Below are 22,219 nucleotides of genomic sequence, written 5' to 3'. Positions count from 1 at the left end.
AAATTTGATTTATTAATGTTACGTGCATGTGGGAAGTAACTATGAAAATCGCTATTCTCGACGACTACCAAGATCAAGTTCGTCAGCTTGAGTGCTTTGCGGCACTCGCTCCCTTTGAGGTCACCGTGTTTCACCACACAGAAACCGATGAGGCCATCCTTGCCAGCACGCTGGCTGAATTTGATGCCTTGGTGTTAATCCGCGAGCGCACTGCCATCACCGCCTCCCTCTTAGCGAAGCTGCCAAACTTAAAACTCATTAGCCAAACAGGAAAAATCAGCAATCATCTGGATCTTCACGCGTGCAATCATGCTAACGTTGCGGTGGCAGAAGGCGTAGGCTCGCCGATTGCTCCATCAGAGCTTTGCTGGGCACTGATCATGGCAGCAAGCCGAGAGATAGTCAGCTACGCTCAGCAGCTGCAGCAAGGTAAATGGCAACAAAATCAAACGCACCGTTTAGGTCGAACGCTGCATGGTCAAACCATTGGCATTTGGGGATATGGCAAAATCGGCCAACGTATCGCGGGCTATGCCAAAGCCTTTGGTCTTCAAGTGATGATTTGGGGCAGTGAGTCCTCACGTCGCCAAGCGCAAGAGGATGGCTTTCTCGCCGCTGACAGCAAAGAAGCGTTTTTCCAACAGTGTGATATTGTCTCGCTGCATTTGCGACTCAACGCAGCAACACACGCCATTGTCAAAGCTTCTGATTTGGCTGCGATGAAAGCGGGCAGTTTGTTTGTCAACATCAGCCGAGCCGAGTTAGTGGAAGCGGGTGCTCTGTTTCAAGAGATGCAGCGCCGCTCAGACAAGTTCGCAGCCATCGACGTCTATCATCATGAACCCGCAACAATGACGCAAGAACCTATTCTGGCCTTGCCCAACGTATTGTGCACGCCGCATATCGGCTACGTAGAAAAAAACAGTTATGAGCTATACTTCCGCTATGCGTTCGACAATATTGTGGCGTTTGCTCATGGCCAAGCGCAAAATATTGTCAATCCAGAAGTGTTGTCCCCCTCTGAGTGACGTTACCACTGGTGGCCTGTTGGCTATTTGGCAGACAGAACTCGATCACCGACAAGCACAGACCAACCCTTTAGAGGAAACTCAATGATCAGTTGCAATCAATATGACTATTTAGAAATCGCTTGTCTCTACCGTATCGGGGTTTGCCTCACGTTAAAAGATGGCAGCGAGATCTCTGGCGTACCAGTCAATACTGGCTTTAATGAACATAAGCAGGAGTGCTTGGAAGTCGAGACGGGAGGAGATGCTCTGTGGGTACCGACCGACATGATTTTAACGATGCAAGCACTCACAGAAAACCCTCATTTTTCTAAGATTGAGTTTGAACAATAGCGGCCATTGATGTCTTTTTGAAATTCGCCCTCTTGCGCGCGAGGAGAAACAAAACTTTTTTCTAGGTCCGCCCATAGGAAAACAAAAAAACAAAGGGGTTAGAATCGCTTCTAGCCCCCTTATTTTTGCGATTTAAGCCACCTGTAAGCGCTTGTTTTTAAATAAACTATTTTTGTGGATTTTCAATAACTTAAGATGATAGCCTTGGCTCAACTAAGGAGTTGATATGAAGTACCAAGGGCAAAACTTCCATCGCGAAGATTTCTCAAACCAAGATTTGCAGCAAGCCATTTTTGACCACTGCCATTTCATTGAGTGTAGCTTTGACCGAGCCGATCTCACCGACAGCCAGTTTATCCATTGTCGTTTTATCGAAGCGTCATCCATAGAAGGGTGCAGTTTCCGCTACACCAAACTGCGAGAGGCCAGTTTTAAGCACTGTATGATGGCAATGACTCAATTTACTGGCGCAGACTGTTTCGGCATTGAGTTTCGCGAATGCGATTTAAAGGGCGCCAATTTCAGCCAAGCCAACTTCTCGAATCGCATTAGTCATAAAGCCTATTTTTGCTCCGCCTACATCACTGGCTGCAACTTGAACTACAGTAATTTTGAACGCGCCATGTTAGAAAAGTGCGATCTGTTTGAAAATCGCTGGCGAGGCGCCAATCTTTCGGGCGCCAGTCTCAAAGGCTCTGATTTGTCACGTGGCGAATTTTCCCCAGAGCAATGGGGCAGCTTCATTGTTGAAGAGTGTGACTTAACCCATATCGAACTCGATGGGCTGGATGTTCGCCGCGTGTCACTGCACGGTGCAAAGATATGCGACTGGCAACAAGCGCAGCTGTTGGAGTCGTTTGGCCTGATTGTAGTACCTGGCTGATTGTAGTACCTGGCTGATTATTCTTTGACGATGAAGGAGTCACTGATGATACAAAACCTCTTCGACAACTTACCGAGCTCGTTAGCCCAAGAACAATTTGATGACTTACTCAAGCTGGATAATGTACGTATTGAACGCATTGTGTCCCACGGACATCATTCCCCAGAAACCGGCTGGTATGATCAAGAGGAACATGAGTGGGTCGTGATTTTACAAGGTGAAGGGGAGATTGAATTCGAAGCAGGGAATATCGTGCACTTAACCAAAGGGGAGCATCTTTTTATTCCGGCCCATCAAAAACACAAAGTTCGCTGGACAACGCCCAGCGAACAAACCATTTGGTTGGCGGTGTTTTTTTCATAAACGGGCTTTCTCGTAAACAGAATGCTTCCACGAACAGCCCCCCTTTGCGAGCTTGGCTCACCCGCCACACCATTGGCAAAAGGGGGGATGCGGTTAGGTACGAATATGTTTAATAACACCGTTGAGATCGTCAACATTACGTTGCAGGTCGACGACAATCGGACCAAGTTGATTGATCGCCTCATTCATTTCTGACGAGAGATTTTTGATATTGGCCAAGTTACTGGAGATTTCATCACTGACCGCCAATTGCTCTTCGGTTGCTGCCGCAATTGAAGTGTTCAGTTTATGAATTTCAACCGCAGAACCTTGAATGGTACCTAAGGCCTCGTTAGCAACCCCCATATTGGATCGCGTTGACTGCATCTTATCGGCACTGCTTTGAATGGTCGACGTTGACTGTTTCGCTTTCTCTTGCAATGTCATAATGATGCTTTCAATCTCACCGGTGGAATCTTGGGTACGTTGTGCCAACGAACGCACTTCGTCTGCCACCACGGCAAAACCACGGCCTTGTTCCCCTGCCCGCGCCGCTTCTATCGCCGCATTCAGTGCCAGTAAGTTGGTTTGTTCGGCAATCGCTTTGATCACATCCAACACGTTACCCACGTTATTGGACTCTTCCGCCAATTGCTGGATGATCTGCGAGGTGTTGGTGAACTCCCCTTCAAGCACCGAGAATTCTCGCGTGGTTTTATCAAAGACCGATTTACTCGTGGAAGCCTCTTTCTCTGCACTGCCCGCATACTGCTCAGCCATGTTGGTGCTTTGTGCCACATTCGAAAGTGCCGCTGTCATCTCTTCCATCGCGGTTGCCGCCATCTCCATCTCTTGGTTCTGCTGACCCGCCATAGAGATGTTTTTATGCGTAATGCTTTGAATCGCTTCCGAAATGTTGGAAATGGTGTCGTTCACCTGATTGATCTTATTGATGGTTTTCGCATAGCTGATCAGCACTTTGTTAATGGTGGTGCCGATAACGCCAAGTTCATTATTGCTCTTGTCATCGACACGCAAGGTCAGATCCGAATTGACGTCGACCTCTTTCAAAATATTGGCCATTTGGTCGATGGGTTTTACCACTTTGCGGTTAACCAACACATAACCGATGATCGCAATCACAAACACCACAATGAGGGACACATTACCAATCATCACCGTGGTTCTTACATCATGCGCCGCCGCTTCAAATTGACGGCTAGTTCGCGCTTCCAGCTCTTTAAAAAACTCATCAATCGGCGCCATGATTTTGGCTTTTTCTTGGTGATATTCTTTACTGTGTAAGAGTTTCGCCGCCATTGCCATATCTGGCTCTGCTCGACGAGTGTAGTTGCCAGAACTATCCGGATAGAGCCCTTTCACCGCATTCATCGCTTTGACTTCCATGTTCACCAAAGCATCGGAATTTTGTTGGGCTTGTTTAAGAAGTTGAAACTCAGATTGGGTGAAGCCCAGATTTTCCATCATTTTCTGCAATGAGATTCTTGCACCATCGGCTTTGGGTTTTTGCCCATAGTTCAACACCAAATCCCAGTAGATGGTGTGATAGTTTTGTGGTCTCGGTTTGTCACCATTTCGAATGGCAAGGATGTCCATGTACATTTTTTCGTAGGTTTCATCACCTGTCAGCACATAGGTACGTCCTAAACGTGTTAGGTCATCAGAGCTTTGGCGTAGCTCATCCGCAGCTTGGTAAGATTGATAACGGACCTGCGACATCTGATTTACTGTTTGCAGTAATCCGTTAAGCTGCAACACCGTTACCACACTGATTACGATGCCAAGGCCAATAACCCCAAACACCAGTTTCATCGTGCTATTGATATTCATACTGTTCATTCCTTGTTAATTTAACTTTGCCAACTACGTTGTTGTTATAGGGAATTAGGGAACAGCATCCCTCCAGTTATCATTAACGCTTCGCTCTTCGTCGTTGCGCTTTTTCTCCGTTTATTCAGGCTTTGGAAATGCCGTCAGCATCTCTTTAGCCTGCTCAAACTCAAAACTTTCAATGGCATTGATAAGCAGCTGCTTTTGCTCATCCGTCCACACATCGCAATCTTTGGCTTGCTTAATTACATCCACCGCCGCTACATCGTATTGCTCGACGAGTTCGACCAGCCGTTTGTAGAGCTCTGCCGCTTCTCCACATTCTTGCTCACTCACATTGACATGCCGCTTTTGCCATTCCGATAATTGTGCGTGCAGTTTATCGAGCGCGACGCCTGCTAATTCCAACTCGCCAATCACGGTTTTACTGCGATGATCGATGCTCTTTTCCATTTTTACTGCCAGCTGAGCAAGGGGAGTGACGCCAAGATTGGCTGCAGCGCCTTTGAGGGTATGAGCCATACGCGCCGCCATATCCCAATCTTCTTTTTCCACTACCTCTTTAAACATAGGCAACTCTTCCAATTGCATCTCTAAAAAACGACTTAAAATCGACAAATAACTTTCCTTATTCCCGCCAGTGTTAAAAATCGCTTCTTTTATATTAATACCGGATAAGGTGGGTAAATCGTCTTCGTCGGTAGAGGCTGGCCGATCTGGGTTGCTCTGTGAACCCGAGGTCGAACATGATGACGAGGTGTGACTCGCTGCATTAGCGACATTGCTTGCTGACAAGTACTGAGAAAGCACTTGGTAAAGATTATGCACATTGATGGGTTTTGCGACATGGTCATTCATGCCCGCGTCATGGCAGCGCTCTACATCGCTTTGCATCGCGTTGGCCGTCATGGCGACAATCGGCAATGTCGCCCACTCAGCTCGCTCACGGATCGCTTTGGTGGCGGTAATGCCATCCATCACCGGCATTTGCATGTCCATCAAAACAAGATCAATCGGATGATGCTCGAGTGCTTCTATGGCTAACTTGCCGTTATCTGCGGTGATAATGTTGAGATTTGTACCATTAAGAAGACCAATCGCCACTTCTTGGTTCACTTCATTGTCTTCCACCAGCAACAAGGTTTGTCCATCAAACACCGGTTTCTCAAACGTCGTGGTCGTGCTGCTTCGTGTCACATGTTCAATGCCATAGCTGTCCATAATGGCATCTAGCAAATTGGACGGATTCACCGGTTTGACGATTAAAGAATCCACCAGCTTACTGCTGTTTTCATCCATGGAAATTTCGCGTCCATAGGCGGTCACCAAGAAGTTTTTCGTTTCTGCGAGTAATCGCTCTTGATGGGCCGTTTGCAACAGCTCTAACCCGTTCATGCCCGGCATGTTCCAGTCAACAAACACCATATCAAAGGTGCTTTGACGGAGCTCATCTAAGGCTTCGAAGCCATTGCTCACCGCTTTGGCATCAAATTGCATCGCGCTCAGTAGCGTCATTAAAATGTTTCGTGCGGAATCGTTATCATCGACAATCAAGGCACGTTTGCCTGCCAAGCCACTAATTGGTTTAGCAATGTCACGCATTTTCGCTTCTTGCAAACCGCAGTGAATCGTAAAGGTAAACGTCGAACCCATACCGACTGCGCTGCTGACCGACAACTGCCCGCCCATCAGTTCCACCAACTGCTTGCTGATGCTGAGCCCTAACCCTGTGCCACCAAACTCGCGAGTAATGCTGGTGTCCGCTTGTGAGAAAGCGTTAAAGAGATCGGCTATTTTCTCTTTATCGATACCGATGCCAGTGTCTTTCACCGAGAAGCGAAGCGTCACATCATCACTGGATTGCGACTCCGGCATTACCGACACCAAGATCTCGCCTTTTTCGGTAAATTTCACCGCATTTCCACACAAATTCACCAACACTTGGCCAAGACGAAGTGGATCACCCACCAAGCCGACAGGCACTCTTGGGTCGATATCCAACAAGAACTCAATGCCTTTTTCCTGTGCTTTAAACGAAATGACGTTGGTCAAGTTTTCAAACACTTCATCCAAGCTGAAATCAATCGACTCGACACTCAGTTTGCCCGCCTCAATTTTGGAGAAATCAAGAATGTCATTGATGATGCCCAGTAAGTTCTTCGCGGACTCATTAATGCGTGTGAGGTACTTGCGTTGGGAAGGGTCTAATTCAGTATTGAGCGCAAGGTGCGCCATGCCTAAGATGGCGTTCATCGGGGTGCGGATTTCATGACTCATATTGGCGAGGAAATCCCCTTTCGCTCGGCTCATCGCATCTGCGGTGTCTTTCGCATCTCGCAGTTCTGATTCCATCTGCTTGCGCTCGGTGAGATCCAACAAGATCCCGACGATCCCAGAAACACGACCTTGGCTATTATTGAACGACGCTTCGCAAACCAACATATCGCGGCATCCACCTTGGCTATCAAGCAGCGACAGCTCATAGTTTTTACTGCACTGCTCTTGGCTAAGCTCTTGATGTACTTTGGTAAAATGATGCGAGGCCTCTTGCTGACTGAACACTTCTATCGGGGTGCGTCCGACAATTTCGTGCATCGCCAAGCCCGTCAACTCACTGAATTTGGCATTGACGGTTAAATACTTGCCTTGCGCTGAGAGGCAGTACATCGGATTGGGGGTCGCGTTGAGGATTTCTTGATTGAGCTGTGACTGTTCCAGTACTTTCTGCTCCGCTTTTCTTTGCAGCTCCACATTTTGGCTCAGCTGAATACTCACAGAAAGATCATCCAGCATCTGTGATAACCATTGATACTGTAACGGAGTAAGCGTATCGATCGTACCAATTTCCAATAGCGCCACCGGCTGTTTGTTCACACACAACGGGAAATAGTAAATTTCATTCAGTTCCAGCACGCCGCCATTGACGTGCGTGGTGTATTTTCCCTGCAATGATTTCATGCTATAGGCTTTATCGGACAGCAACACGCTCAGCTGCGTTGAGCTCTGATCGCTGATCTCACGGCTGATGGTGTCGTCGTAACCCGCCCCGGCGATACGAATCAGTTTGTCATCGCGGTAGATCGCAATACTGACTTGCTGCACAGGAAATTGATGAAGCAGAAACTGGGTGACTTCATGGCACAAAGACTGCGTCGATTGGCTGGTTCGCAACACGATGTTGAAATCTTTCACTAAAGTGTTTTGGCTCAGCTGCTCGGAAATATGGTGGAAGACCACATTCAAACTGTCGATGAATTTTTGCAGCTCGGCATACGCGGTTTGCGTAATCGTAAAGGCGTAATCTTGCGCTTTCACTTGATTCACCACCGTACGCAGTAGCTTACTCAATGGGCTGATGTACAAACGCCACAACAGCGTGAACGAAACAACGATCGATGCGAGTAAAATGGCCACCAACACTCGATACACATACTGATATTGCAGCTCCTGAGTGTCGGTTTGTTCTATGTTACCTTCAATACGGTGAACGATCGCTTGATGCGCTGAGCCGATCGCTTTCATGATCTTGGCTTTTTCTTCAAAGTAGACTTTGCCGTACAGCAATGATTGCGCATAAGGCAGATCCGGTTTGCCCGTATAAAGCTCTTTACCATCGGGCTCTAACTTAAATCCCTTTACCGCTAAAAACGCTTCACGCTCAATATTGACCAAGTTATCCGACAGCATTAAGGCGCTTTTCAGCTCTAAAAACTCGGTGGCGCTGATGCCAGAATCACGTAATCTTTGCAGTAGCGGAATGCCTGTCTCACTGGTAAACGGTGGAACATATTCGGCAGAGCTGGCAGCGAGGTCCCAATACTCGTATTCATTTCCCACTGGCAAAGGCAATTTGCCGTCACGAATATCCAACACCTTGTTGAACAGCGCTTCCCAGTCATCATCTCCGGTCACCACATAAGCTCGTGCAAACTTAGTCAAATGATCTGAGCTTTGCTTGAGCTCTTGAGAAAGACGGTAAAACCGATGAAGGTCTTGCTGATAATCCCGACTTTGGGTTCGAAGATCCGCCACCTTTTGCGTGACAGACAACATGGCAATAGAACAGATCCCCATCGCCAAAAACAGCAGCATAAATAAAGTTCTAATTGAGCGCATTCGCTGGGCCTTTTTGCAAGGTAACAGTGCAATAAATCGATGCTTGTCTATAGTTACTGATAAGTTTAGTTATTGTTCAGCAAGTTGCAGGAAAACTTTTTCAGGATTGATATATGCCTATTGAAAATCTGGATGATTGCACCGTTTTGATTGTCGACGACTCCGCAGACAATCTGGCGTTTATGGCTCAAGGACTCTCCAGTCGCTACCACGTGAAAGCGGCCAAATCTGGGGAGATGGCGTTGCATATCTTAGAGCAGTTTGAGATTGATTTAGTGCTGCTCGATATCGTGATGCCCGAGCTGTCGGGTTATGACGTGATCAGAAAAATTCGAGCCAATCACAAAACTCAAGACATTCCTGTGGTCTTTTTGACGGGTAAAGATTCGCCCGAAGATGAAAAACTTGGTTTCGAGCTCGGTGCGGCTGACTATATTCACAAACCCGTTAGTATTCCTCTGCTGCGGTCGCGAGTGAGAACCCATCTGCAAAATAAACGCTCGAAAGATTTTCTGCGCGATCAAAATGGCTACCTAGAGAAAGAGGCTCTCAAACGTTCACACGAGCTTGACCGCATGCAAGATGCGGTGGTGTTTGCCTTAGCCAGTTTGGCGGAAACGCGCGATCCGGAAACGGGCAACCATATTTTGCGTACTCAGCATTATGTGCGTTTACTGGCGGAACAGTTGGCGTTGCTTCCCAAATACCAAACCCTTCTCACCCCAAAAATAGTGGATACCTACTTTAAAGCCGCACCGCTGCATGACATTGGCAAGGTGGGCATTGTCGATTCCATTCTACTCAAACCTGGCAAGCTCACCGCAGAAGAATTTGAAGAGATGAAATCTCACACCACGTTGGGATTATTGGCTCTAGAGAAAGCGGAGAAACTCTCCGGCGCGCAAAATGAACTCATCTCTGCGGCAAAAGAGATTGCTTATGGTCATCATGAAAAATGGGACGGTTCTGGTTACCCCAATGGCTATGCGGGAGAAAGAATACCACTCAGTGCACGACTAATGGCGATTGCCGATGTGTATGACGCGCTGCGCTGCAAACGCGTGTATAAAGACCCGATGAGCCATGAAGCCACACGCTCAATCATTCTCGAAGGCAACGGGACACATTTTGACCCCGAGGTGATCGATGCCTTTCTTGCTCAAGAAGATATGTTCATCAAAATCGCCAGCGAATTCGCGGATGAATGATTCACCAAGCAAAACATAGATCAATGAAATAATTGACAGCACCAATGACATGACGCGCTTTTGACGTCCTGACAAATATTTTGCAGTAACTAGACAGCTCTTTACGTAGCTTGACGGATTCTTTACATAGAAATCTCTAGTATGGATTGGGTAGACAATAACACCAACCATAGAAGGTGATGACCATGAAAAAGACCATTCTGCTTGCTACCACGTTAATGCTCAGCTCAACCGCATTCGCATCCGTTGAAACTCAAATCGGCGAAACGTCTCTTCACACGGATACGTTCGCAAACAAACAAGCGGCCTATGATGCAGGTTTAATGAAAGCACAAGAGCTGCGCGCGATGACGCCAACTGAACTGACTCACGAGCTTTCCGTATTTAGCCAACGCCCTGTTTACGATTCACTGAAAATTTCAGACATTGAAGTGAAAGTAGAAGAATTTGCGAAAGAGAGCGGCAAAGTGGCTTACCGCGCGATTGTCGATGTTGACTACCAATACCAATACCGTGAAAGCAGCAATAGCTAGGTTCTAGGTTCTAGGTTCTAGCAACTAGCATCTACTTCCTAATTTCTAGTTCCTAGTACCTCGAAACTCATTCCTCGTACCTAGGTTCCTAGTTCCTAGTTCCTAGGTCCTAGGTCCCTAATTCCAACAAAGGGGCACTCATTTGAGCGCCCCTTTCTTTTAAACTTGATGTTGAATTTTCGTCTTAAAGCTTGGCGTCAACTTTATTGCAGATGTACTCTCCAATTGGCATCGCCGATGTCGCCGCAGGTGAGGGCGCATTGCACACATGCAAGCTACGTGGACTTTCGGCAAAGAGAAAATCATGCACCAATGAACCGTCCGAGAGCACCGCTTGGGCACGAATCCCTGCAGGATAAGGCTGCAAGTCTTCAACTTGGATCATCGGACAATACTTGTTCACCAGTTTGAGATACCCCGCCTTCCACCAAGAGTTAATCAACTCTTTCACCCCGGTAGCAAAGTGCTGTTTGGTGACCTTCCAAAACCCAGCAAAGCGCAACATTTGCCAAGTGTCGTGAATGCTGAAGTTGAGTCGGCCATAGCCTTCACGTTTCCAACCTTGCACCGCATTCGGCCCAACCGTCACTGAGCCGTCGATCATGCGCGTTAAATGCACGCCCAAGAACGGTAAATCCGGATCAGGAATCGGGTAAATAAGATGTTTCACCACTTGGTTGTGTTTAGTCGGCAAACGGTAGTATTCACCGCGATAAGGGATGATCTGAAAGTCAGTCTCAATACCCAGCATCTTGGTCAATCGGTCCGCCATCAGCCCACCACAGGACACCAAAAAGCGCCCGTTAAGCTGCACCGTTTCCCCCGCACACTCACAGGTAACTTGCACTTCATCCGCATGCTCTTCAAGCGCGATCACCTTAGCGTTGAGGCGCACCTCTCCTCCTAAATCCACCAGTTCTTGCGCCATTTTTTCCGTCACCAAACGGTAATCAACAATACTGGTGGACTTCACATAAATGGCCCCTAAACCGACGATATTGGGCTCCGCCAGTTTCAATTGCGCCGCATCAAGCAGCTCGACCTCAATGCCATTCACATGGCAGCGCTCATAAAGCGCATTCATCCTTTCCACTTCTGCTGCCGTCGTCGCCACCAGCAACTTGCCACAGTTTTCAACCGGAATCTGATGCTTGGTGCAAAATGCCTTGGTGGCTTCCACGCCACGTTTACAGAAATCCGCTTTTAGACTGCCCGGCGCATAGTAGACCCCGGCGTGAATCACGCCACTGTTATGCCCTGTTTGATGACGAGCAAAGCCCGATTCCTTTTCGACCAACAACACCGATTTTTCTGGATAACGCTGCTGCAATTGCCAAGCCGTTGAGACCCCAACAATCCCGCCACCCACAACAATAAAATCGTACACTTCACTACTCCCTTCTCATTCAGGATGCGCATTTGCACTACGCTCAAACGATGAGCGCAGGAGAATTAAGAAACCGCTGCCGCTTGTTGCGCCTGATATTGGCGACCACTGTACACGAAAATGACGGCGAATATGATGAGTGATGCCACACGTAACCAAAGTGGCACATCATGCCACACCATCAACGCACCAGAAGCGGCAAGCGCGAGGCGCAGCAGCCAATTGATTTGGCCTTCTAAATAGCCTTCCAGTGCGCCAATCAAGGCATAGGTACCAAAAATGGCGAAGAATCCCGTCACCAGCACCGTGGTCACGTCCCAACTTACCAAGCCGGTATAGGCAATCAGCAGTGGCACGAGATAAAGCCCTTTGGCGATTTTCCACGCGGTAAGCCCGGTGCGCATCGGCGGTGTTTTGGCGATGGTGGCGGCGGCAAACGCGGTTAAGCACACGGGCGGGGTAACATTGCTGTCTTGTGAAAGCCAGAAAATAATCAAGTGTGCGGCTAAAAGTGCCAAACCTACGGCTTCTATACCCAAACTTTGCTGAAGTAAGGTTTCTTTGAAGTCGACGGGCACCAAAGCCAGCATCTCTTTCGCGGTCTCGATGGCCATCGGGGCATTGAGCAAATCGAGCTTATCGGGTGCTGCGAGCATAAAAATCGCTTTCGCTTGTTCTGGCAATTGCCCCGCCGACATCAGGCTCAACAGCTGGTTTTCCGCAATCAATTGATACAAGGCAGGGGCAGAGAGCGTGCCCAACACGATGTAAGCCGCGGTAACTGGCAGGCCCATGCCCAACACCAGTGAGGCCAATGCAATCAGCACTAGCATGATCAACAAATCTCCCTGCGACCAACCGTTGATCATCAATGAGAAGGTATTGCCAATCCCGGTGGTGCTGATCACGTTGATCACCAAACCAATGCCCACCAGCAAGACCGCAGTCGTCGCCATGTTCTTTGCCCCTTGGGCAAGTGCATCGATGATCTCTTTGGGCCCCATTTTGTGGTCTTTCGAGAACCAAGACGCCACCACCACCGAAAGGATAGACAAACCGGCCGCGTAGGTTGGAGTAAAGCCCTGTACCAATAAGGTAACCAGCACCGCCAGAGGGATCAGATTGTGCCAACCAGACAGCAGCACCTTGCCCAATGATTCATCGCTGGTGGTGATTTTCTGCACGCCGCTGCGTTTGGCTTCGATGCGCACGAAAAACGCCACCGACAGAAAGTAAATCAAAGCAGGGACAAATGACACCGCGACAATATCGACATAAGGAATCTGCGTGTAAGAGGCCATAATGAACGCCCCCGCGCCCATCACCGGAGGCATCAATTGCCCACCCGTTGACGCCGCGGCTTCTACCCCCGCGGCAAAGCGCGATGGAAAGCCCGCTTTTTGCATCAGCGGAATACTGATCACGCCAGTCGAAACGGTATTGGCGACACTAGAACCCGACACCGACCCCATCAGCCCAGAGCCCAACACCGCAATAAAACCGGGGCCACCGATGATTTTACCCGCCGCCGCACGCGAGACATTGATGATGTAATCCCCCACGCCCGATTTCACCAAAAACGCGCCAAAGAGGATGAACATGAATACGAAGGTCCAACTGATGCGTGAAATCGAACCAAACATCCCTTCAGAGGAGAAAAAACTGCGGTAGAGCAGGGTTTCCATACTCAAACCGGGGAAATGGAAAATGCCGCCCGCCCATTTACCCCACCACACCACGTAGCTCAAACAGATGACGATCAAAACAGGAATAAACCAGCCCATGGTGCGACGAATGATCTCAATCGCGATTAAAATTGCGCTAATAGAAACCACCCAATCCGAGGCGACAAATTTCACACCACGCTGGTATAAAGCATCTTCCGCAAAGGGGATATAAATCAAACACGCCAGTGCTGCAATGCCAATCAGCACATCTACGGCTAACGCAATACGGCTGCGCTTCAAACTGGCGTGCGCCGGGTACCACAGCAAACATATCAGCGCAAAGCCGGCAAAATGAGTCGCAGAGATCCACAGCTCTGGCAAGGTCGATAAGGTGTTGAACCAAATATGCAGCAGGGAAAGCACCACTCCAATGCCAGTGATGGCGGCGGTTACCCACGGAAAATCCGTTCGTGTCGGTAACTCAAACTGCTGCAACTGTTGTTGTAAAGAATCACTCATGGTCAGACTCCGAGGGAACAAGAAACAATAACAAGCCTCACGCCCACCAACGTTCATTGGTGGGCGAAGTCGGTTACTTGCTCATCAGAGCATCAGGAATGGTGATGCCCACTTCTTTGTAGTAACGAGCCGCACCTGGGTGCAGCGGCAGCGGCAGACCCGCAATCGCTTTTTCTATCGCCATCGCTTTGGTTGCTTTATGGATACCTTGTAAGAAGGTAAGGTTTTCGTAAATCGCTTTGGTGAGCTGGTAAACGTCTTCGTCAGAAATGTCATCACGAACAGCAAGGAAGTTAGGCTGAGCGATGGTCGTCACTGGCTTATCCACACCTGGGTAAGTGTTGGCTGGGATGACGTATTTGGTCCAGAGCTGATATTTGCCGTTGGCTTGTTTGATTTGCTCATCGGTAAACGAGAGGAGCTGGATATCGTTCCCCAACGCAGCAAATGCTTGTGTTACCGCGCCCACTGGCACGCCAGCCGGGGTGTTCATACCATCGATGGTGCCATTTTGCATCGCACTTGCACTCGCGCCATAGCCCATGTATGCCAAATTGAACTCATCCGGATTGACACCTAAACCCGACATAATTTGACGACCTGAATTTTCCGTGCCTGAATTTTTGGTACCGATAGAAAACTTCTTATCTTTCATATTGTTCAGATCGGCTACGGTACCAGAGCTGGTTAGGTCACTGCGCACAATAAAGTGTTCGACGTTTTGCCACAGCATGGAGACTGAACGCAATTTGGTTTGCGGGCCGCTTTGCGCGTATGGGCCATCACCGGTTGAAGCCCAAGCGCCATAAAGACCTTGCAGGATGGCGAATTGCGCTTCGTTGTCGTTCATCAGCTTGATGTTTTCGCCTGATCCCGCCGAGCTGATCGCAGAGAGAGAGAGAACTTATATTGAGGCTCAAGCTTCACTTTGCTTAGCGTCGCCAGTGCCACCCCTACTGGATAATACGTCCCGCCTGTCGAGGCCGTGGCCAAAATATAGCTGCGGTTATCTGCGGCGGCGACATTGCTGGCCGAGAAACAGACCATGGCGACAGCGAGAGATTTCATCAATAGGTTCTTTTTCATGGTTACACTCCGTTGTAGGGTAGTTGTTATGGTTTTGTTACCTATCCCCTTCCTACTTGAAGCTGCAGCGGTGTTGGCTGCATTCGTTCACCCCAATCACATAGCGTATCTATGCTCATGGGGATTCACTCACTTGCCGCCTACCTGCAACTCCAAGTTGTTTGGGTATACAGCCTTAGAGCAAACAAGATGCCAACTTTTAAGTGATTGATATATAAAAGATATGTGACAAGAAACCAGGAGAATGAGCAATATTTGGCTGATTTACTCTGCTGAAGATGAGCAAGATTTTGCTTATTACGCGCGAAAGAAAGAAAGAAACAAAAAAGCAAATTAAAATCAAACAGTTAAACTAAAAAGAGCTTAAACCGTTCGCATCTGTATTCGCGCTTCGTGATCAAGGTTATAAAAATGTTAACACTCGCAATGAGCAAAATCTTGCTCATTGCTTGTATCTGATTGCTTGCTCATCTGATCGTCAGCTTATCGATTTGCCTGCTGACCGATTTGTTTAATCAGTTATCGGTGTAATCGGCGCGATTCAGACCGAGCTTCTGCATTTTTTGATTGAGGGTGCGACGAGGAAGATCAAGCTCGTTCATCACCTCCAAAATGCTGCCTTGGTGGCGCACTAAAGCATCGTGAATCACCTTGCGCTCAAAATTGTGCAGTTGGATGGCCAGCGGCACACCAACGGGCAAGCTCTCTTGCACCCTCGCCGCGCGGCTCGAAAGGATCTCCATCACCGACAAGCTCTCATCCAGCGCAAAACGCACCGCGACATTGCGCAGCTCACGCACATTACCCGGCCACGCATAACTCAAGAGCGATCGTGATTCCGCTGTGCTCAGTACACGTTTGTTTGGGTTCGCTTGCGAGGCAAAGTGCTCAAACAAGAGCAACGCGTCTTCCTCTCGCTCACGCAATGGCGGCAAGTGCAACTGCGCCACATTGAGGCGATAAAACAGATCCTGACGAAAAGCGGGATGATTAAACAAGTTCTCTTTTGCTGCCGCCACCACGCGTAAATCCACATTCACTGGTCGGTTGGCACCCACGCGTTCCACCTGATTTTCTTGCAAACTGCGCAGCACTTTAACTTGCATCGCCATCGGCATGCTTTCAATTTCGTCCATGAACAAGGTGCCTTTATCGGCATACTCAAGCTTGCCAATGCGGCGCTTACTGGCCCCCGTAAACGCCCCAACTTCATGGCCGAACAGCTCGCTTTCAAAGAGATTTTCTGGAATCGCACCACAGTTGATCGCCACAAATGGATTGGCTCGTCGCGCGCTTTCAGTATGTAAACTGCGCGCCACCAACTCCTTTCCGGTTCCCGTTTCGCCATAGATGATCACATTGGTGTCCATGCTGGCAACGCGTGCGACTTGCTCACGCAACTGGCGCATGATCGCGCTTTGACCAATCAAGACCTGCTCAATGCCACTGAGCTGCTGCAGATAATGGCTGCGATTGCCATAGTCTGCTTGCTGCTGATATTCACTCACCGCGCGCTGCAGTGTCGACGCGAGGCGATCGGGATTAAACGGTTTCTCAATGAAATCGTACGCGCCATTTTGCAGCGCCTTAACCGCCATATCGACATCGCCATGCCCAGTGACCAAGATGATCGGACAGCTCACTTGTTCGCGCTGCAACTCCGCCAGCAGAGCGATACCATCCAAATCCGGCAAACGCACATCACTGACAATGCCGTCAAAATCGCCGGTTTTGATCGCCGTAAGGGCTGGAAGGCCATGACTAAATGCCTCAACGTGGAAGCCAGCCAGTTGCAACCATTGGGCGGTTGCTTGGCGGACGATTTCATCGTCTTCAATCAGGGCGATATGGGGGAAAGAAACTGCATCCATCGAGAAATACCACTTGTCCATCGTGTCAAATTTTCCTGCTGCTACGTTAGCAAAAAGCGCCGTTGGGAAAAGGAGCTGGATCTCACTTCTTAACAACAAAGCTTTAACAAACCCGACAAGCAGAGCAATCTTGGGCCAAGCAAGCAAGGAGGCAACGCGATGAAAAAACGAGTGGTAGTGCTCATCGCTATCGTCATGTGGTTGTTTGTCAGCCAATGGATGGGGAAGGAGCTGGTGCGCCAGTGGCAAACCTCACGCTCAGTGGTTGACGCGCAGCAACATTTTCTCGATTACATTGGCGACGTGCGTCGTGCCTTGCAGCGTTTTTATCACTTGCCCTATCTACTCACCAGCAACAATCACAGCGAGCGGTTTCTCAATGGTGAGCGCTCACTCTATTCTGAACTTAGACGAGAGCTGACTCTATTGGATAAAGCGGCCAATACCAAAGGCTGGTATCTGCTCTCTGCCAGCGGCGATGTGCTGGTGTCCAGCTTGGAAAACGAAGCATTGAGCGAGCAAGATCTCGATGCCATTGTGGAACAAATTCACGCGCAAGGAGAAGGGGTCGCTCTGGTCAGCAAAGCCAAGGGTGCGTCACCGTTTTTCTATTTGGCGGCGCCGGTATACCTCGACTTTGGCATCGCAGGCATTGCCGTGGTGCAAATCAATTTGCGCCTACTCACCGAACAATGGCTGCTCAGTAGCGATGCGATTTTGTTTCAAAACCAGCGTGGCCACTATTTTCTTTCCAGCCACCCGACACTCACCGCCGATGAACTCAATGATCGCCTAAGTGAGATCCAGCAAAGCGAGGCGACACTGCGCGATGACACGCGTTTGCAATTCTGGCAACTCGAGCAACGCCGCTTTCTCGCCCAAACCATTGTGCTGGACGATCTCAAATGGCAGCTCACCTACCTCACGGATTACCAACCGATACAGCAAGCGAGCAACCGCGCAGGTTGGGCGATCCTACTGGCCAACTTTGTGTTGCTGTTGGTGGGCGTAATTGCCTACCAGCGCCATCAAAAATCACTCAGCAACCAACGCATCCAGCGTTTATTGGATGAGTCGCGCCAGCGAATGAGTCAGATGATCAACAAAACTCATGTGGGGCTGTTGCTGCTCAATGGTCATGGTGAGATTGAAGATCTCAACCCGATGGCCAAACGCTATTTCAGCCTCTCCGATTCGATGAGTAAACTCGCCCCCGCATGGCAACTGTTTGATACCGGCAATGCCACCTCCACCACCTTGCAACTGCTGAGAAACTTACCCAAACATCGCGATCTTGCGGAAGTGAGTGCGGTGGAAACCATGGGCAGGCGCAGTGATGGCAGCCAATTTCCATTGCTGTTTTCTCTCACCGCTTTTCCCTGGCATGGCGAGCTTTACTACCTCGCCACAGTGCTCGACATCAGCAAACGCAAAAAAGCCGAACAAGCTCTGCAAAAGGCCAACCACGAGCTGGCGGAACGGGTGGAAGAGCGCACCGCGGCGCTGCGTTCAGCGCAACAAGAATTAATCGAAAGCAGCAAATTGGCAGCGCTGGGCAGGATGTCGAGCGCGATTACTCACGAACTCAATCAACCGCTGACAGGGCTAAAAACCCTGCTCACCAGTAACGAGATATTGCTTGAACGTGGTGAAATGGCGATGTTGCAAGCCAACAATCGACTTATCCATCGCCTCATTGATCGCATGGGCAAAATGACCAGCCAGCTTAAATCCTTCGCCTATCAAAAGCCGGAACAGCTTTGCCCTGTCTCCCTGCCGGATGCGTTACAAGAAACCTTGCGCATTTACCAAGCCGAGCTCGCGCCCATTGATGTGCGGGTGCGTTTACCGCATCCACTGGCCAATGTGTTGGGAGAAGAACAGCGTTTACGACAAGTGCTGGGCAATCTCATCTCCAACGCGGTGGATGCCATGAAAAATACCGAGCAGCCTCAATTGATGATCTCAGCCACCACTTCAGAAACAGAGCTTACGCTTACCTTGAGTGACAACGGCTGTGGCGTCAGCGAGGCACAACTGAGCCAGATGTTTGAACCCTTTGCGACAAGCAAAAAAATTGGCGAAGGGCTGGGCTTGGGCCTGTCGATTACCGCCAACAACATGCGCGATATGCAAGGGCGTATTGCGGTCAACAAAAACGCCAGTGCTGGGCTCACCTTTACACTGACGTTTTTACTTGCAGAGCCTTCGATATCCTAAATAGGCTTCTAGGCTTTATGGCCGCTAAGCGGTTGCGCGAACTGCTGTGCAAACGACTTTGCACATTACGGCGTCATGGTCTGCACAATCTGCAGCTCATGGGCCTGCTCGTAGCTGAGTTCATTATTGATTAACGCGCCAAGGGCCGCCTCACTTAATAGCATCACCTGTTGAGCATTTTCAGGCGGAGGCACATGAATGGTGAGCCCATCCATTTGCCGCTTTGACCACAATTGGCTGTCCACCAGATAGATGTAGCTTTCCGCTGCGGCCTTATCCGGCCATTGCTTGTTGAGCAAGGTTAACCACCACTGCGCACGTGCCAACCCTTTGCTGCCCGCCAATCTCTGCGGTTTGGTAATGTGTTGCGCATCAATCGCTTCGCGAGTGGCTATCGCGATGTCTAACGCGCCGGGATAACTCTCCGCAAACGGGTTATTAAATTGACCATCATAAGAGCAAGCCAGCGCAGGCTGGCTTGCCATTAAGGACAACAAACCCAAGAGAGGTAAGTGCCTACTTCGCACCATAAGGGTTCCCTCTCTATGGCGTCACAATGTTGAACCAGAAATCAAACTTATCCAGCATGCCAACAAAGTCTTTAAACACCTGCTTATTGCCTTTGAGTTGCACATCCCCATCGGCAATCGCTTTCTCCAAGGTAATGTTGCCAAGCTGAACATCGTCCAAAGTCGCCTTGGTCAAATTCAACGTTACATCGGCTTTTTTCGCTTGCTTACGCGTGTGGTTGAGCACCGAGTTTTCCACATACAAGGTGTACTGCTCGTCTAAGTCGGTGAAGTTGATGTTGATGGCGAAGGTTTTACCTGCGGCTTTTTCTGGCAAAATACGCACCGCTAGGTAATCAAACAGCATCTCTGGTGGCATGTTTTTGATGATGTCGGGCGAGGCCGTGTTGGTGCCTCCCGCTTTTGGCGTCCCGTTTCTCAGCTCGTAAGCCCCTTGCAAGTAAACCGAGCGCCACGGGCCAGATTCCGCTTGATACCCCAACTGCTCATAAGTATCAGCGAGCAACGCTTTGCCGCGCTTACTTTGTGGGTTGGCAAACACGACATGTTTGAGCACTTCCGCCACCCAGCGGTAGTTGCCTTTATCGAAATCTGCTTGCGCCTTGTCGATAGTTGCGCTTTCGCCGCCCATGTACTCAACGTATTTCACTGCCGCGTTGGTTGGCGGTAAGTTATTGAGATCGGAAGGATTACCAGAATACCACCCCATGTAGCGCTGATAGACCGCTCGGCTGTTGTGGCGCAAGGTGCCGTAGTAACCACGTGTACTCCAGTTCTTCTCCAACTCCTCTGGGAACTGAATTACTTCCGAGATTTCAGAGCCGATATACCCTTGGTTCATCAAGCGTACGGTTTGGTCGTGCGTGTACTTATACATGTCACGTTGGCCTTTAAAGTAAGCGACAATCTCTTTGCTGCCCCACATTGGCCAGTGGTGACTTTGGAATTTTACTTCCACCTCATCGCCCCACATTTCAATGGTTTCATTGAGGTAAGAGGACCACTTCAGCGCATCACGCACCTGCGCTCCGCGCAACGTGAGAATGTTGTGCATGGTGTTGGTGGAGTTTTCCGCCATCCACAATGCTTTTTTATCGGGGAACCATGTGTTGATCTCGGTTGGCGCTTCTGTGCCTGGGGTGTATTGGAACACCATGCGCACGCCATCCACCGTCACTTCTTCACCGGTTTTTTCAATAATGCGAGTAGGCACAATCAAGGTTGGTAAACCCGTTGACGTGGTTTGGCCTAAACCGCCATTCACCCCACCACGTTCATTACGCGGCAGCAAAGCGCCATACATATAGATAGCGCGTCGGCCCATTGCATTGCCTGCAATCACGTTTTCTGACACTGCGTGTTCCGTAAAGCCGTGTGAAGCAATGATCTCCACCTTGCCCGCTTTCACATCTTCTTCATCCACGATGCCGCGAACGCCGCCAAAGTGGTCAATGTGGCTGTGCGAGTAAACCACCGCTGTCACTGGGCGTTCACCAAGCTGGGCATTAACAAAATCCAGCGCGGCTTTGGCCGTTTCTTGGGAAATCAACGGGTCGAAGACGATCCACCCTTTGTCCCCTTTAATAAAGGTAATGTTGGAAAGATCGTAAGCGCGCACCTGATAAATGCCCTCAGTCACCTCAAACAGACCATTGATCATATTGAGCTGAGCGTTACGCCATAAACTGGGGTTCACGCTATCTGGGGCTTTATTTTCCAGCGAGATGAACTGCTTATACGCTTCCAGATCCCACACCACATCGCCATTGGCGTTTTTGATGGTGACCACATCTTGTTTGGCAATCAAACCTCGTTGGGCATTCTTAAAATCGGTTTCATCCTTAAAATTTAACGCTTGATACACCGCCTGATTGGCTTCAATCGTGGCTTGTGTCGCGGGTTTGGATGGGATGGGTTCGGCCAGAACGGCCCCTGATGTGAGCGCGAGCGCGATATACAAAGAGAGTGGTTTCATTGTCATTCCTTTTATGAACCTAACTGCACTAAAACAACGTAGACCACGCTCATCGCGTTCGCCATTTTCTACTGTTTTTTCATTGAGATATCGGGCACAGAATCAAACTTATCTTGCGAATGAGAGCCATTGCATCCACGCAACAAAACAACATGACAGATTTGTCATCTCAACGACCCCTTCTCGTCAGCGCCGATCGATACACTTTGCTTAACCCCTAGATAACTAGAGTTAAGGAAACAACAATGAAAAAAGTAACCACCACTCTTCTTGCTTCTGCTGGCTTATTTTTCACCTCAACCAGTTGGGCGGCGCTGCAAACGCCACCGCCAAACTACACCTTTACCGCTAAGCACTACAGCAAAACCACTGAGTTGTATGGCAGCCAGCAAGCGGCTTACGACGCGGGTGTAGTGCTGCTTGCCAACTTGCAGGCCGCATCGCCACAAGAACTAAAGGCCAAATTCAATGTCATAGCCTATGACCCAACGGAAACCAACAGCATTGAGCTTAAAGATGGCGCAGAAATCAGCACCAAAGTGATCATCGATGAGCAAGGCGACACCCGCTATCAAGGTGTCGTCAACGTGGGTTACCAATATTTGAAACGTGACCAAAACGACTAACCCAGCAATGCAGAGCGCCCCCCTCGCTCTGCATTATTTTGGGT

General features: G+C 49.3%; 15 protein-coding genes and 1 pseudogene. 8 read left to right on the top strand and 8 right to left on the bottom strand.

Annotated features, from left to right (window positions below):
• The first annotated feature begins 41 nt into the window (after nucleotides 1–41).
• From AOT11_RS18595 to AOT11_RS18580, 4 genes are all read left to right on the top strand, one after another.
• Nucleotides 42–1,028, top strand: coding sequence for a D-2-hydroxyacid dehydrogenase family protein (locus tag AOT11_RS18595; RefSeq protein WP_017421457.1), 987 nt, complete (start codon nucleotides 42–44; stop codon nucleotides 1,026–1,028).
• Between the two features lie 84 nt (nucleotides 1,029–1,112).
• A complete protein-coding gene (locus AOT11_RS18590) occupies nucleotides 1,113–1,361 on the top strand; it encodes a Rho-binding antiterminator (protein ID WP_026050528.1) in 249 nt (82 codons plus the stop codon).
• A gap of 226 nt (nucleotides 1,362–1,587) precedes the next feature.
• Nucleotides 1,588–2,244 carry a Qnr family pentapeptide repeat protein gene (locus tag AOT11_RS18585; RefSeq protein WP_017421455.1) on the top strand — a complete coding sequence of 219 codons (657 nt, stop codon included), beginning with the start codon at nucleotides 1,588–1,590 and terminating at the stop codon, nucleotides 2,242–2,244.
• Between the two features lie 30 nt (nucleotides 2,245–2,274).
• Complete coding sequence (locus AOT11_RS18580; protein WP_017421454.1) at nucleotides 2,275–2,607, top strand: cupin domain-containing protein; 333 nt, start codon at nucleotides 2,275–2,277, stop codon at nucleotides 2,605–2,607.
• 93 nt (nucleotides 2,608–2,700) lie between these two features.
• Here the strand turns inward: AOT11_RS18580 and AOT11_RS18575 are convergent, their stop codons facing one another.
• The gene (locus AOT11_RS18575; RefSeq protein ID WP_026050527.1) at nucleotides 2,701–4,437 is read right to left on the bottom strand and encodes a methyl-accepting chemotaxis protein; all 1,737 of its coding nucleotides are present in this window, start codon (nucleotides 4,435–4,437) and stop codon (nucleotides 2,701–2,703) included.
• A 120-nt stretch (nucleotides 4,438–4,557) separates the two neighbouring features.
• On the bottom strand, nucleotides 4,558–8,553 hold the full coding sequence (locus AOT11_RS18570; protein WP_017421452.1) for a response regulator: 3,996 nt from the start codon (nucleotides 8,551–8,553) through the stop codon (nucleotides 4,558–4,560).
• Between the two features lie 113 nt (nucleotides 8,554–8,666).
• Between AOT11_RS18570 and AOT11_RS18565 the strand changes: the two genes are divergently transcribed.
• On the top strand, nucleotides 8,667–9,761 hold the full coding sequence (locus tag AOT11_RS18565; RefSeq protein WP_017421451.1) for an HD-GYP domain-containing protein: 1,095 nt from the start codon (nucleotides 8,667–8,669) through the stop codon (nucleotides 9,759–9,761).
• 185 nt (nucleotides 9,762–9,946) lie between these two features.
• Complete coding sequence (locus AOT11_RS18560; RefSeq protein ID WP_017421450.1) at nucleotides 9,947–10,294, top strand: DUF3316 domain-containing protein; 348 nt, start codon at nucleotides 9,947–9,949, stop codon at nucleotides 10,292–10,294.
• A 184-nt stretch (nucleotides 10,295–10,478) separates the two neighbouring features.
• Here AOT11_RS18560 and lhgO read toward each other — a convergent pair whose 3' ends face one another.
• The 4 genes and pseudogenes from lhgO to AOT11_RS18535 form a co-directional block, all read right to left on the bottom strand.
• Complete coding sequence (gene lhgO / locus AOT11_RS18555) at nucleotides 10,479–11,681, bottom strand: L-2-hydroxyglutarate oxidase (protein ID WP_017421449.1); 1,203 nt, start codon at nucleotides 11,679–11,681, stop codon at nucleotides 10,479–10,481.
• Nucleotides 11,682–11,746: 65 nt separating this feature from the next.
• Entirely contained in the window at nucleotides 11,747–13,867 is a 2,121-nt protein-coding gene (locus AOT11_RS18550; RefSeq protein WP_026050526.1) for a TRAP transporter permease, read from the bottom strand.
• A 73-nt stretch (nucleotides 13,868–13,940) separates the two neighbouring features.
• Nucleotides 13,941–14,953 (bottom strand): annotated as a pseudogene (locus AOT11_RS18545) (TAXI family TRAP transporter solute-binding subunit).
• Nucleotides 14,954–15,468: 515 nt separating this feature from the next.
• Nucleotides 15,469–16,845, bottom strand: a complete 1,377-nt coding sequence (locus tag AOT11_RS18535; protein WP_080586441.1) for a sigma-54-dependent transcriptional regulator — start codon at nucleotides 16,843–16,845, stop codon at nucleotides 15,469–15,471.
• 138 nt (nucleotides 16,846–16,983) lie between these two features.
• Between AOT11_RS18535 and AOT11_RS18530 the strand changes: the two genes are divergently transcribed.
• Nucleotides 16,984–19,044, top strand: coding sequence for a sensor histidine kinase (locus AOT11_RS18530; protein ID WP_026050522.1), 2,061 nt, complete (start codon nucleotides 16,984–16,986; stop codon nucleotides 19,042–19,044).
• Nucleotides 19,045–19,109: 65 nt separating this feature from the next.
• Here the strand turns inward: AOT11_RS18530 and AOT11_RS18525 are convergent, their stop codons facing one another.
• Both AOT11_RS18525 and AOT11_RS18520 read right to left on the bottom strand, forming a co-directional pair.
• A complete protein-coding gene (locus AOT11_RS18525) occupies nucleotides 19,110–19,574 on the bottom strand; it encodes a hypothetical protein (protein WP_017421446.1) in 465 nt (154 codons plus the stop codon).
• A gap of 13 nt (nucleotides 19,575–19,587) precedes the next feature.
• Nucleotides 19,588–21,555 (bottom strand): alkyl/aryl-sulfatase, encoded by a 1,968-nt coding sequence (locus tag AOT11_RS18520; RefSeq protein ID WP_017421445.1) that lies wholly within the window; start codon nucleotides 21,553–21,555, stop codon nucleotides 19,588–19,590.
• Between the two features lie 239 nt (nucleotides 21,556–21,794).
• On the opposite strand from AOT11_RS18520, the gene AOT11_RS18515 reads away from it, so the two are divergent.
• A complete protein-coding gene (locus AOT11_RS18515) occupies nucleotides 21,795–22,175 on the top strand; it encodes a DUF3316 domain-containing protein (RefSeq protein WP_017421444.1) in 381 nt (126 codons plus the stop codon).
• The last annotated feature ends 44 nt before the right edge of the window (nucleotides 22,176–22,219 follow it).

This window comes from Vibrio vulnificus NBRC 15645 = ATCC 27562, assembly GCF_002224265.1.
GTDB classification, from domain to species: Bacteria; Pseudomonadota; Gammaproteobacteria; order Enterobacterales; family Vibrionaceae; genus Vibrio; species Vibrio vulnificus.
Note: the sequence above shows the minus strand (reverse complement) of the source record. Positions and strands in the feature narration are given on the sequence as shown.